The 12,389-nt window shown below is 68.8% G+C and carries 13 protein-coding genes; 2 read left to right on the top strand and 11 right to left on the bottom strand.

Going from position 1 to position 12,389, the window contains the following annotated elements; genetic code table 11:
- Positions 1–29: 29 nt before the first annotated feature.
- Positions 30–1,004, bottom strand: a complete 975-nt coding sequence (rarD, locus tag EV379_RS02435; RefSeq protein ID WP_423203230.1) for an EamA family transporter RarD — start codon at positions 1,002–1,004, stop codon at positions 30–32.
- Between the two features lie 110 nt (positions 1,005–1,114).
- A complete protein-coding gene (gene groES, locus EV379_RS02430; protein WP_047405484.1) occupies positions 1,115–1,411 on the bottom strand; it encodes a co-chaperone GroES in 297 nt (98 codons plus the stop codon).
- 209 nt (positions 1,412–1,620) lie between these two features.
- Here groES and EV379_RS02425 point away from each other — a divergent pair, with 209 nt between their 5' ends.
- A complete protein-coding gene (locus EV379_RS02425) occupies positions 1,621–2,823 on the top strand; it encodes a THUMP-like domain-containing protein (RefSeq protein ID WP_130504743.1) in 1,203 nt (400 codons plus the stop codon).
- Between the two features lie 76 nt (positions 2,824–2,899).
- On the opposite strand, the gene EV379_RS02420 is transcribed toward EV379_RS02425, so the two are convergent.
- From EV379_RS02420 to glmS, 8 genes are all read right to left on the bottom strand, one after another.
- The gene (locus EV379_RS02420) at positions 2,900–3,451 is read right to left on the bottom strand and encodes a DUF4190 domain-containing protein (protein WP_130504742.1); all 552 of its coding nucleotides are present in this window, start codon (positions 3,449–3,451) and stop codon (positions 2,900–2,902) included.
- 182 nt (positions 3,452–3,633) lie between these two features.
- Entirely contained in the window at positions 3,634–4,704 is a 1,071-nt protein-coding gene (gene tsaD / locus EV379_RS02415) for a tRNA (adenosine(37)-N6)-threonylcarbamoyltransferase complex transferase subunit TsaD (protein WP_130507242.1), read from the bottom strand.
- Positions 4,705–4,712: 8 nt separating this feature from the next.
- Positions 4,713–5,237: a ribosomal protein S18-alanine N-acetyltransferase gene (gene rimI, locus EV379_RS02410; RefSeq protein WP_242616197.1), complete on the bottom strand. Its 525-nt coding sequence runs from the start codon at positions 5,235–5,237 to the stop codon at positions 4,713–4,715.
- Entirely contained in the window at positions 5,234–5,899 is a 666-nt protein-coding gene (tsaB, locus tag EV379_RS02405; protein ID WP_130504741.1) for a tRNA (adenosine(37)-N6)-threonylcarbamoyltransferase complex dimerization subunit type 1 TsaB, read from the bottom strand. Before tsaB ends, rimI begins: the two co-directional genes overlap by 4 nt.
- 87 nt (positions 5,900–5,986) lie before the next feature.
- Entirely contained in the window at positions 5,987–6,445 is a 459-nt protein-coding gene (gene tsaE, locus EV379_RS02400; protein ID WP_130507241.1) for a tRNA (adenosine(37)-N6)-threonylcarbamoyltransferase complex ATPase subunit type 1 TsaE, read from the bottom strand.
- Between the two features lie 29 nt (positions 6,446–6,474).
- Complete coding sequence (gene alr, locus EV379_RS02395) at positions 6,475–7,614, bottom strand: alanine racemase (protein ID WP_130504740.1); 1,140 nt, start codon at positions 7,612–7,614, stop codon at positions 6,475–6,477.
- Complete coding sequence (locus EV379_RS02390) at positions 7,611–8,006, bottom strand: holo-ACP synthase (protein WP_130504739.1); 396 nt, start codon at positions 8,004–8,006, stop codon at positions 7,611–7,613. The genes alr and EV379_RS02390 overlap by 4 nt, the downstream gene beginning before the upstream one ends.
- A 48-nt stretch (positions 8,007–8,054) precedes the next feature.
- On the bottom strand, positions 8,055–9,905 hold the full coding sequence (gene glmS, locus EV379_RS02385) for a glutamine--fructose-6-phosphate transaminase (isomerizing) (RefSeq protein WP_130504738.1): 1,851 nt from the start codon (positions 9,903–9,905) through the stop codon (positions 8,055–8,057).
- Between the two features lie 83 nt (positions 9,906–9,988).
- On the opposite strand from glmS, the gene coaA reads away from it, so the two are divergent.
- Positions 9,989–10,942, top strand: a complete 954-nt coding sequence (coaA, locus tag EV379_RS02380) for a type I pantothenate kinase (RefSeq protein WP_130504737.1) — start codon at positions 9,989–9,991, stop codon at positions 10,940–10,942.
- Positions 10,943–11,027: 85 nt separating this feature from the next.
- On the opposite strand, the gene glmM is transcribed toward coaA, so the two are convergent.
- Positions 11,028–12,389: a phosphoglucosamine mutase gene (glmM, locus tag EV379_RS02375; protein ID WP_130504736.1), complete on the bottom strand. Its 1,362-nt coding sequence runs from the start codon at positions 12,387–12,389 to the stop codon at positions 11,028–11,030.

Below are 12,389 nucleotides of genomic sequence, written 5' to 3'. Positions count from 1 at the left end.
GCGCCGATGCTGGAACTGTCCGAAACGGCTCAGACCAGTTCGGCGACCGTTTGCCGGTTTCCGCGCCGATTGGCGAGCGCGTCGACGGTGAGGATGAGCAGCGCCAGCCAGACCAGCGAGAAGCCGATCCACCGTTCGGGGGACATCGGCTCCTGCAGGATGAGCACGCCGACGAGGAACTGGATGATCGGTGCGAAGTACTGGATGAAGCCCATGTAGATCAGCGGCAGCCTGCGCGATGCGGCAGCAAAGAGGATCAGCGGGACGGCGGTGATGACGCCGGTGCCGATGAGCAGGGCCGTGTGGACCGGGCTGACCGTTCCGAAGGTGATGCCGACCGTCATCGCCACGACGATGAGCTGCACGATCGCGACGGGGAACAACCAGACCGTCTCCATGGTGAGCCCGGCTACGGCGTCGACGGTATTGCCGACCCGCTTCTTGATGTAACCGTAGAAGCCGAAGGAGAAGGCGAGCGTGAGGGCGATCCACGGCACGCTGCCGGCGCTGATCGCGATCACGAGCACCGCGAGGACGCTGACACCGACGGCCGCCCACTGCGCAGGCCGCAGTCGCTCACGCAGGAAGAACACCCCGAGGAACACGGTCACGATGGGGTTGATGAAGTAGCCGAGAGAGGCTTCGACGACCTGGCCGCTCATCGCGCTGTAGATGTACGTCTGCCAGTTCACGTAGATGAGCGCGCCCGCCAACGCCATGGTGAGCGAGATGCGCGGCTGCATGAGCAGCGCGAAGAAGGGCTTGAACTTCCGGGTGACCGCGAGCAGCAGTATGCAGAACACGAGCGAGAACACGATGCGCCACGCGACGATCTCGAAGGCACCGCTCGGCGCCAGCGAGATGAAGTAGATCGGCAGGAATCCCCAGAGCACGTAGGCGATGCCGGCGTAGATCAGACCGGAACGACCTGCGCCCGGCGCGTTCGAGACCGGGGCGGCCGACGGCGGGGCGGAGGTGATCTGCGGTTCGTTGGGGTTTTCCACTTCGGCATTCTACGCCTGTATACAGTGTGCACCGCACCGTCGGGCGTGTTGCTCCGACAAAAAAGACCCGGATGGCCGAAGCCATCCGGGTCTTCCGAAAACGGTGATGCTTAGCGCACGACCACAGCGAGCACGTCGCGAGCCGACAGCACGAGGAAGTCCTCGCCGCCGAACTTCACTTCGGTTCCGCCGTACTTGGAGTAGAGAACCTTGTCGCCGACTGCGACGTCGAGCGGTACGCGGTTGCCATTGTCGTCGATGCGACCGGGGCCCACAGCCACGACCTCGCCCTCCTGGGGCTTCTCCTTGGCGGTGTCAGGAATGACGAGTCCCGACGCAGTGACCTGCTCGGCCTCAACCTGCTTGATGACAATGCGATCCTCGAGCGGCTTGATGCTGACCGACACGGTTGACCTCTTTCTAGAAAAGACGTGGAGTTAGCACACTCACACCGAGAGTGCTAAGTCGAGTTTAGGCCTTGGTTGGCACTCGTGCAACGTGAGTGCCAGTGAATTCGCCCTGAGAGCAAGCCAGCGGTGAATGCCGGGCGGATGCCGAATCGACGGCCGAGCAACCGGCACGGACGGCACCCCGCTGCGGTGTTAGCGTGGCAGCTATGGAACGCTCCGAGCTCATCGAACTGCTCTCCCCCGACGGGCTGCGGCTCCTCGACTCGCTGCCGGAGTGGGACTCCTCTGCCGACGTCGTGCGCACGGTCGCCGAGCTGCGCAAGGACGGGCACGCTCCTGGCCTCGTCGCAGCTGTGCTCAGCCAGGCCAAGCTGCGCGCCAAGGCCGCAGGCAAGTTCGGCGAGTTCGCCCGCACCATGCTCTTCACCGAGGCCGGCCTCGAGCAGGCGACGCGACTGCGTGTCGCCGCGCTGCACGCCGGTCGTTTCGCCGGTGCAGGGGTGAAGCACGTCGCCGACCTCGGCTGCGGCATCGGCGGAGACGCGATCGCCATCGCCGCCCTCGATCTGCGGGTCACGGCAGCGGATGCCGACGAGGTCACCGCGACGCTGGCCTCCTTCAACCTCGCGCCGTTCCCGCACGCGAACGTGCTGCACGCCCGCGCAGAGGAGGTCGACCTCGAGGCACTGGACGGCGGACCGGCCGATGGCATCTACCTCGACCCCGCCCGCCGGAGCGCCGGCCACGGCAACACCTCCAGGCTCACGCGGCCAGAGGACTACACGCCGTCACTGGACTTCGCCTTCGGCCTGGCCGAGCGCTTCCCGACCGGGGTCAAGCTCGGGCCTGGCTTCGACCGCTCACTCATCCCGGCCGAGGCGGAGGCGCAGTGGGTCTCCGTCGATGGCCAGCTCGTCGAGATGGGGTTGTGGTTCGGCGCGCTCGCGCGGCCGGGAATCCGGCGCAGTGCGCTGGTGCTCAATCGGGACGGAAGCCACGAGCTCGCGGCTTCAGGCGACAGCGACGACGTCGAGGTCGGCGAGCTTGGCGAGTACATCTACGAACCGGACGGGGCCGTCATCCGCTCCCGCCTGATCGGCGACCTCGCCCGCTCGCTCGATGCATCGATGTTGAGCGATGGCATCGCGTACCTCACCGCTGACACCGCGCAGGAGACGCCGTTCGCCACGTGCTTCCGTGTGATCGAGCGGCTGCCTGCCGACGAGAAGAAGCTCAAGGCCGCCCTCTCCGCCCGCGGCATCGGCACGCTCGAGATCAAGAAGCGTGGCATCGACATCGACCCGGCGACGCTGCGCTCCCGCCTGAAGCTCAAGGGCTCCGCGGCCGCCACGATTGTGCTCACCCGCGCGGCCGGCAAGCACGTGACGCTGCTCGTGGAGCGTGTGTAGCAGCCCGCCCATCCGCCGAACTCGCAGAAACGGCCCCCATCCACATCGGATGAGGGCCGTTCTTACGAGTTCGCGACTAGTAGTTGTAGGTGCCGTCGAAGTTCGGGTTCGCCGCGAGCGCTGCGAAGAAGGCGATCAGCGCGATCGTCACGATGATGCCGACGACGAGTCCGATGTAGCCGATGATGAGGCCGGCGATCGCCATGCCGCGTCCACCCTCTGCCGTCTTCTTGATCTGGCTGAGCGAGATGTGGCCGAAGATGATGCCGACCAGGAAGGTGATGCCGGTGAACAGACCGGCGATCGAGGCGACCAGCGACACGATGGCGAAGGTGTTCGTCTTGGGCGCTGCGCCGAAGGCGGGCTGGCCGTAACCGGCAGCCGGGGCGCCGTAGGCCGGTGCACCGTACGCGGGAGCCGGAGGAACCTCCGGGGCGCCGTAAGCAGGGGCGGGCGGAACCTGTGGGGCGCCATAGGCGGGAGCCGGGGGCGCAGGGGGCGCAACATAGGCCGGAGCTGCGGGGACCTCTGGAGCCGCTGGAACCTCAGGAGCTGCTGCCGGGACGTCGGGCGTGGTCGGCGGAGTCGGTTCGCTGGGCGGTACGGGGGGCAGATTCTGATCGGTCATGGTTTGAGCCCTTCTCGTCTGCGGTGCGGGCCAATCCGGCCTCACGGTCACCGCGGAGCTATGGTCGCATCGAGCAGTCTGGCTGTCAACGACAGCGGCAACTGTGCGACACACCTCAAGCCTAGACCTCAGCTTCAGGGTTGTGCGGCCCCAGCAGGGTAAATCCTCTGGCTGCCGGCTCGTCAGTGCACCTGAATGTCGGTGACCGGGAGGGTCGAGTCGGCGCCGAAGTCCAGCGAGCTTGGCTCATTGCCCGCCATGATCAGCTGCGCGCCGAGCGCCGCGATCATGGCGCCGTTGTCGGTGCAGAGGCTCAGCGGCGGGATGCGCAGCTCGATGCCGGCCGCCGCGGCCCGCTCCCCGGCGAGTTCCCGCACCCGTGCATTGGCCACAACGCCGCCGCCGAGCAGCAAGCGCGGAACGCCGTGATCGATGCACGCAGCGATCGCCTTGCCGATGAGCACATCGACGACGGCCTCGCGGAAGCTGGCGGCGACGTCGGCGACTGGCACCTCCTCGCCGGCATCCTGGGCCTTCTCCACCCAGCGCGCGACGGCCGTCTTGAGCCCGGAGAAACTGAAGTCGTAGCGGTGCTTGGCCATGTCCTTGGGCAGCGTGAGCCCGCGGGGGAAACGGATCGCCTTCGGGTTGCCCTCCGCCGCGAGGCGGTCGATGTGCGGGCCGCCCGGGTAGGGAAGGCCGAGCACGCGGGCGACCTTGTCGAAGGCCTCACCCGCCGCGTCATCGATCGTCTCGCCGAGCAGCTCGACGTCGCCGGTGAGGTCGCGCACCAGCAGCAACGAGGTGTGCCCGCCCGAGACGAGAAGTGCGATGGTCGGGTACTCAAGCGGCTCGGAGACGCCGTCCTGCCCGGTGGCGAGCAGGTCGGCCCCGACGTGTCCGACGAGGTGGTTGACGGCGTAGATCGGCTTGTCGAGCGCGATCGCGAGCGCCTTGGCCGCGCCGACGCCGACCATCAGCGCCCCGGCGAGGCCCGGCCCGCTGGTGACGGCCACCGCGTCGATGTCGTCGAGCCGGATGCCGGCCTCCGCCAGCGCCGCGGTGATCGCCGGCGTCATCTCCTCGAGGTGCGCGCGGGCCGCAACCTCCGGCACGACCCCGCCGTAGCGCGCGTGCTCGTCCATCGAGGATGCGATCGTGTTGGCGAGCAGGGTCGTGCCGCGCACGATCCCGATGCCGGTCTCGTCACAGCTCGTCTCGATGCCGAGCACGAGCGGATCGGTGCGGTTCATGGTGCTGCTCACGAGGGTGTCTCCTGCTGCTCGAGGCCGGTTTTGTCCGGCTGGGCCAGTCCGGGCTGCGGCGCGGCTATGGCCAGCCGCATCACGACCGCATCGACGTTGTCGGGTTTGTAGTAACCGCGGCGCACACCGATCTCGGCGAAGCCGAGCTTCTCGTAGAGGTGTCTGGCGCCCGGATTGTCCGCACGCACCTCGAGGAAGATCTCACGCGCACCGCGGCTGCGCGCCTCGTCGATCAGCCGCAGCATGAGCACGCGGCCGAGGCCCTTGCCCTGAGCGCCTGGCGCGACGGCGATCGTCTGGATGTCGGCCTCGAAGGCGCCACGCGGCGCAAGCAGCCCGGCATAGGCCTCGATGTTCTGCGGCGCATCGGGCGGGAACGCCACCAGGTAGTAGCACTTGGGGTCTGAGACGTCGCGGGACATGGCCTCCGGCGACCACGCGTCGGTGGGGAACATCGCCGTCTCGATGGCCATGATCGCCGGAACGTCCGCGGCACCGGCCCGGCGCAGCTGCCAGGTCACCTGGTGACCCGCTTGGGGCCGGTGGAGAGCATGACATCGGGCGAGCGCAGGTAGAGCGGCTCGTCGGCGGCGAACGGGCGGCCGGCGGCGAAGCTGAGTTCGGCGACCATGCCGAGGGCGCCGGCAGAGATCTCCGCGGCATCCAGACGTTCCACCTCCCCGGCGAAGGCGAGGCCGTCCAGGACGGTCGTCGACACCTCGCCCGGCTTCGCGAGGCCGGGGCCACCGCGGCGAACGGGCAGGCCGAGCGCGTCGACCCCGGAGTACGCACTCCAGTACAGCTCCCGGCGGCGGGCGTCGGTCACGACGAGCAGGGGCGCATCGATCGCTGTTCCCACGGTCGCGGCCGAGCCGTAGTGGGCGAAGGCGATGGCGTCGTGGCTCACGACCGGCACGAGCGGCCTGCCGAGAGCCAGGGCGAAGGTGCGGGCGGCGGCGATGCCGACGCGCAGGCCGGTGAACGGGCCTGGCCCCATACCGGCGACGACGCCGGAGAGGGCGTCGCGGGTCGTTCCGGACGCCGAGAGGCACTCCTGGATCATGCCGCCGATCACCTCGGCGTGGCGCATCGTGTCGGCCACGGAGCGTTCCGCGAGGATCCCGGCGTCACGGTCGACGATGGCGACACTCGTTCCGGCTGAGGTATCGATCGCGAGGAGCATCCCTCCAGCCTACGCGCGCGACGCGAAGCATCGCGAAAGGCGGCGGCCTCCGCCAAGGAAAACTCAGGCAGTGCCAGACCCAGATGGCTACGCGGAGAACTCGGAACCGGCCCAGCGCGGCCCGAAGCCGCGCACGGTGACCACGCGGGGCTCGTCGCCGTCCAGCTCGGCCGAGTCTCCCCCATCGGGCGCTGCGCCCGTCGGCCGCTGCAATGTCATCTCGAGCCACGACTCGCTCACACCGTCGAGCATGCCTGCGCCCCACTCCACGACGACGACCGAGTTCGCGTAGTCGATGTCGAGGTCGTCGAGCTCCCTGGCGTCGCCGAGCCGGTAGGCGTCGACGTGCACAAGCGCAGGCCCGCCGACAACGCTCGGGTGGGTGCGGGCAAGCACGAACGTCGGGCTGGTGACGGTGCCGCGGATGCCGAGGCCCTCACCGAGTCCCCTCGTGAACGTCGTCTTGCCCGCACCGAGCGGTCCGTCGAGCACGAGCAGGTCCCCGGCGCGCAGCCGCGCCGCCATGGCCGCCCCGAACTCGTGCATGTCGTCGGCCGTGTCGACGGTGCGGGTGATCACCTGGCGCTCCTGGGCACGCGGTGGCCGATGCGGGTGACGATCTCGTAGTTGATCGTTCCTGCGGCATCCGCCCAACTCTCGGCGCTCGGAACCCCGCGCGCCGGATCGCCGAACAGCACAACCTCGTCGCCAGGGTGCACCTCGGCGTCGCCGACATCGACGATGAACTGGTCCATCGCGATGCGCCCGATCACCGGGTGCGTTGCGCCGCCGATCGAGACGCTCGCCCGACCCGATGCCTGCCGCGGGATACCGTCGGCATAGCCGAGCGGGACGAGCACGAGCGTCGTGTCACGCGTTGCCCGCCAGGTGTAGTCGTAGCTGGCCGCGGTGCCTGCCAGCACCCGGCGCACGGCGGCGACGCGGGCGGTGAGCGTCATCACGGGTACGAGCTCGAGGCCGGCCGGGAGGGCGTCGCCCCACGGCGAGAGCCCATAGATGCCGATTCCGATGCGCACCATGGAGTAGCGCGCGGCCGGCAGGCTGAGCGCGGCGGCCGTGGCCGCGATGTGCAGCAGCGCCGGACTGAGCCCTGCGCCCTCCGCGGCCGCGATGCCCTGGTCGAAGAGTGCGCACTGGGCGGCGTCGTCGGCCGGAGAAGCGTTGGAGAGGTGGCTGAATAGACCGTCGACGCGCACCTCACCGGCGAGTTCTGCTTCTCTGGCTACCGCGAAGACCTCGGCCCACTCGCTCGCGGCGACGCCGTTGCGGCTAAGACCGGTGTCGAGCTTGAGCTGCACGGATGCCACACGCTGCAGCGCCCTGGCGGCGCCCGCCGCCGCCCGCAACTGCGCGAGGGAGGAGATGCCGAGGCTCACCTCGGCCGCGACGGCCGCTGCGAAGTCTGCATCCTGGCCGTGCAGCCAGGCGAGGATCGGCGCGGTGACCCCGGCCGAACGCAGCTCGAGGGCTTCGTCGATGTCGGCGACGCCGAGCCAGTCGACTCCGCCGTCCTGGGCGGCGAGGGCGACCGCGATCGCGCCGTGCCCGTATGCGTTTGCCTTGACCACCGCCATCACGAGCGGTGCTGGTGCGACATCGCGGCCGACGAACGAGCGGATGGCGTGCAGATTGCCGCGCACCGCGTCCAGGTCGATCACCGCAGCGCGCAGTGTCGCATCGCTGTTCCCGCTCATGTCTCGTCCGTTCCCGTTTCTGGTGGTGCTGGTGTTGCTGGTCCGGATTCCGCGATGACGAAGGCCGTCGCGATTCCGGCGTCATGGCTCATCGAGAGGTGGATCCTTGTGATGCCGCGGGCCGCAGCCTCTGCGGCCGTGGCACCGTGCAGCGCGAAGCCCGGATTGCCGTCCTCGTCGTTGACGACCTCCATGTCGTGCCAGCGGAGCGTCGCCGGTCCACCGAGCGCCTTGATCAGCGCCTCCTTGGCGGCGAATCGGGCGGCCAGCGAGTGCACCGGCTTGCTCCGTTCGCTCTCGGCGAACAGGCGCTCCGGCAACCGTGGCGTGCGGGCGATGGCTCGCTCGAATCGCGCGAGGTCGACGACGTCGACCCCGATCCCGACGATCATCCGAGTCCGCCGTTCATTCGGCTCCGCGTGGCACGGCCGGCATCCGGATTACTCGACCGTGACGGACTTGGCGAGGTTGCGCGGCTGGTCGACGTCGAGGCCCTTGGCGATGGAGAGTTCCATCGCGAAGATCTGCAGCGGAACGACGGCCAGCAGCGGCTCGAACAGCGCCCCGGCGAGCGGGATCCGCACGACCTCGTCGGCGAACGGCAGCACCGCGACGTCGCCCTGCTCGGCGATCGCGATCACGCGGGCACCGCGGGCGCGGATCTCCTGGATGTTGGAGACGACCTTGGGGTGGAGCGTCGCCGAGCCGCGCGGGCTCGGAACAACGACGAATACGGGCTGGCCCGGCTCGATCAGGGCGATCGGGCCGTGCTTGAGCTCGCCGGCGGCGAATCCCTCCGCGTGGATGTACGCCAGCTCCTTGAGCTTGAGCGCGCCCTCCATCGCGATCGGGAAGCCGACATGGCGGCCGAGGAAGAGCACGGCACGGGTGTCGGCCATCCAGTGCGCGAGCTGGGCGATCGTTGCGCTGGATTCCAGCACCGTCGCGATCTTCGCGGGGATCGCGGTGAGCTCGCCCACCTGCTCGGCCTGCTCTGCCTCGCTCAGCGTGCCGCGCACGCGGGCCAGGTGCAGACCGAAGAGGTACAGGGCCGTGATCTGGGCGACGAAGGCCTTGGTGGATGCCACGGCGACCTCGGGCCCTGCGTGCGTGTACACGACGGCGTCCGATTCGCGCGGAATCGTCGCGCCCTGAGTGTTGCACACCGAGATCACGCGCGCACCGGCTTCGCGGGCGTACTTCACGGCCATCAGCGTGTCCATGGTCTCGCCGGACTGGCTGATCGAGATCACCAGGGTGTCGTCGGAGATCACCGGGTCGCGGTAGCGGAACTCGTGGCTGAGCTCGACGGTGACCGGAACCCGTGCCCACTTCTCGATCGCGTACTGCGCGGTCATGCCGGCGTATGCGGCGGTTCCGCAGGCGATGATCACGATGCGGCGGATGCCGGCGAGCACGTCGTCGCCGAAGGCGGCCAGCTCCGGCACGACGACCGCATCGCCGACGATGCGCCCGCGCAGCGTGTTCGCGACGGCGTCTGGCTGCTCGGCGACCTCCTTGGCCATGAAGCTGGACCAGCCGCCCTTGTCTGCGGCTTCCGCGTCCCACTCGACCTCGAAGGTCTCGACCTCGACCGGGGCGCCGGCGAAGTCGGTGACGACGACGGAGTCGGGGGTGATGGCAACGATCTGGTCCTGGCCGACGGCCATCGCGGTTCGGGTGTACTGCACGAACGCTGCGACGTCGGAGCCGAGGAAGTTCTCGCCGTCGCCGAGGCCGATCACGAGCGGCGAGTTGCGGCGCGCGCCGACGACGAGGTTCGGCTCATCGCGGTGCAGGGCCAGCAGTGTGAAGGCGCCGTCGAGGCGGCTGACGACGTTGCGGAAGGCCGCACGCAGATCTCCGGTTGCCCGGTATTCGCGGCCGAGCAGCACGGCGGCGACCTCGGTGTCCGTCTCGCTGTCGAAGCTGTAGCCCTCGGCGAGGAGCTCGTTCTTGAGCTCGGAGAAGTTCTCGATGATGCCGTTGTGGATCAGTGCGAGTTTGCCGTCGTCACCGAGGTGGGGGTGGGCGTTCACATCGGTCGGACCACCGTGGGTTGCCCAGCGGGTGTGGCCGATGCCGGCGCGGCCGTCAGCAATCGGGGAGGCGGCGAGCTCGTCGGTGAGCTTGACGAGCTTGCCGGACTTCTTGGCCGTGCCGAGGTGCCCGTCGTCGTCGATCACCGCAACGCCGGCCGAGTCGTAGCCGCGGTACTCCAGACGGCGGAGCCCGCCGACGAGTACTTCGAGGCTCTTCTTGTCACCGACATATCCAACAATTCCGCACATAGGGGATGATTTTAGTCGACTAATTCCTGAGAGCTCCGGACGCGGCGGCTCTGGCACGCCGCGTGCCAGTAAACTCGGGGTTTATGGCCGAGCAGCGCAACCAGAATGGCAATGGCCACAACTCTCCGTTCGTCGAGTTGGAGCGCGCCGATTGGGCCGCGCTGGCGTCATCCACCCGCCTGCCGCTGCAGGAGACAGAGCTCGTTCAGCTCCGGGGCCTCGGCGAGCCGCTGAACCTCTCAGAGGTGACCGATGTCTACCTGCCGCTCAGTCGACTGCTCAACCTTTATGTGGCCGGCACCAAGCAGCTGCACCGCGCCACGAGCGACTTCCTCGGCGAGCGTTCGGCGACGACGCCGTTCGTGATCGGTGTCGCCGGCTCCGTGGCCGTCGGAAAGTCGACGATCGCCCGTCTGTTGCGGGAGTTGCTCGCCCGTTGGGAGGACACTCCCCGCGTCGAGCTGGTGACGACCGACGGCTTCCTGCTGCCCAACGCCGAACTCGAGCGCCGCGGCCTGATGGAGCGCAAGGGTTTTCCGGAGTCCTACGACCGCCGTGCGCTGCTCCGCTTCGTCAGCGCCGTGAAGTCGGGGGCGCCTGAGGTGCGCGCGCCGTTCTACTCGCACCTCAGCTACGACATCGTGCCGGACGCCCAGATCACGGTGCGTCAGCCCGACGTGCTGATCGTCGAGGGCCTGAACGTGCTGCAGCCGCCCGCTCCCGGCCACCGCCTCGCCGTGAGCGACCTGTTCGACTTCACCGTCTACGTCGATGCGCGCACCTCCGACATCGCCCGCTGGTACGAGGAACGCTTCCTCAAGCTGCAGCGCGGGGCGTTCAGCAACCCGAAGTCCTACTTCCACCGCTTCGCCTCGCTCTCCGAGGAGCAGGCGCGGGCTCGGGCGCGCGGCATCTGGCAGAGCATCAACGAGCCGAATCTGCTGCAGAATATCCGCCCCACCCGCTCGCGCGCCACCCTCGTGCTCCGCAAGGACTCGGACCACGCCGTCTCCAGCGTGCTTCTCCGCAAGCTCTAATCCGTCGGCAGCGGACCTCGACGCGGCGAACTCGTAGAAATGGCCCGAAACTCAGCGAGTATCGGGCCTTTTCTACGAGTTCGGGCTACAGCGCGAGGCGCTCCCGCACGACGTCGGCGAGCGAGTGCGCGAGCCGGTCTGCGGTCGCCTGGTCGGCGGCCTCCACCATGACGCGCACCATCGGCTCGGTGCCGGACGGCCGCAACAGCACGCGCCCGGTGTCGCCGAGTTCCGCCTCGGCGGCGCGAACGGCATCCGCGATGCCCTCGTCGCCGGCCATGGCCGTGTGGTTGACGCCGCGCACGTTGACGAGAATCTGCGGGTACACCGTCATCACGCTGGCGAGCTCGGCAATCGACTTGCCGGTGCGCGCCATCTCGGCCACCAGGTGCAGGCCGGTCAGCACACCGTCGCCGGTCGTCGCGTACTCCGTCATGATGACGTGGCCGGACTGCTCGCCGCCCAGCGCGAGGCCGTCGGCGTTCAGCTCTTCGAGCACGTAGCGGTCGCCGACCTTCGTCTGGATCATGGTGATGTCGTTGGCCGCCATCGCCTTGCGCAGGCCGAGGTTGCTCATCACCGTCGCGACGAGGGTGTCGTTGGTGAGGTGGCCGCGCTCCTTCATCGCGACGGCCAGGATCGCCATGATCTGGTCGCCGTCGACGACGTTGCCCTCGTGGTCGACCGCGAGGCAGCGGTCGGCGTCGCCGTCGTGCGCGATGCCGACGTCGGCCCCGTGCTCGAGCACGGCCTTGGCCAGCTTGTCGAGGTGGGTCGATCCGACGCCGTCGTTGATGTTCATGCCGTCTGGATCGGCACCGATGAGGGTGATGCGCGCACCGGCGTTGGTGAACACCTCAGGCGAGACGCCGGATGCCGCACCGTGGGCGCAGTCGAGCACGACGTGGATGCCGTCGAGGCGGTTGGGCAGCGTGCCGAGCAGGTGCAGGACGTAGCGGTCCTCTGCGTCCGCGAAACGACGGATGCGGCCGACGTCGCCACCGGTCGGCAGCAGGACCTCTTTGTCGAGGTAGGCCTCGATGCGGTCTTCGACCTCATCGGGAAGCTTGGTGCCGCCGAAGGCAAAGAACTTGATGCCGTTGTCGGGGGCCGGATTGTGCGAAGCCGAGAGCATCACGCCGAAGTCGGCGCCGATGTCGGCGATCAGGAAGGCCGCGGCGGGGGTTGGCAGCACCCCGGCGTCGAGGACATCGACGCCAGAGGAGGCGAGGCCGGCCGAGACGGCGGCGGTGAGGAACTCACCGGAAATGCGCGGGTCGCGCGCAACGACGGCAACCGGTCTGCGACCGGCCGCGCGGCGTTCTTCGGCGCGGCGCCCTTTTGTGAGCACAGCGGCGGCGGCCTGGGCGAGGCCCAGGGCCAGGTCAGCCGTGAGTTCACGGTTGGCCAGGCCCCGGACGCCGTCCGTGCCAAAGAGTCGAGGCAA

The sequence above is a fragment of the Microterricola gilva genome (assembly GCF_004217495.1).
GTDB classification, from domain to species: Bacteria; Actinomycetota; Actinomycetes; order Actinomycetales; family Microbacteriaceae; genus Microterricola; species Microterricola gilva.
Note: the sequence above shows the minus strand (reverse complement) of the source record. Positions and strands in the feature narration are given on the sequence as shown.

What these genes read in the sequence shown, in the direction of transcription:
- EV379_RS02425 (WP_130504743.1), top strand. Translation starts at nt 1,621, where the DNA reads ATGGAACGCTCCGAGCTCATCGAACTGCTCTCCCCCGACGGGCTGCGG.
- EV379_RS02420 (WP_130504742.1), bottom strand. Translation starts at nt 3,451, where the DNA reads ATGACCGATCAGAATCTGCCCCCCGTACCGCCCAGCGAACCGACTCCG.
- tsaD (WP_130507242.1), bottom strand. Translation starts at nt 4,704, where the DNA reads ATGAACCGCACCGATCCGCTCGTGCTCGGCATCGAGACGAGCTGTGAC.
- tsaB (WP_130504741.1), bottom strand. Translation starts at nt 5,899, where the DNA reads ATGCTCCTCGCGATCGATACCTCAGCCGGAACGAGTGTCGCCATCGTC.
- tsaE (WP_130507241.1), bottom strand. Translation starts at nt 6,445, where the DNA reads ATGCACGAGTTCGGGGCGGCCATGGCGGCGCGGCTGCGCGCCGGGGAC.
- alr (WP_130504740.1), bottom strand. Translation starts at nt 7,614, where the DNA reads ATGAGCGGGAACAGCGATGCGACACTGCGCGCTGCGGTGATCGACCTG.
- EV379_RS02390 (WP_130504739.1), bottom strand. Translation starts at nt 8,006, where the DNA reads ATGATCGTCGGGATCGGGGTCGACGTCGTCGACCTCGCGCGATTCGAG.
- glmS (WP_130504738.1), bottom strand. Translation starts at nt 9,905, where the DNA reads ATGTGCGGAATTGTTGGATATGTCGGTGACAAGAAGAGCCTCGAAGTA.
- coaA (WP_130504737.1), top strand. Translation starts at nt 9,989, where the DNA reads ATGGCCGAGCAGCGCAACCAGAATGGCAATGGCCACAACTCTCCGTTC.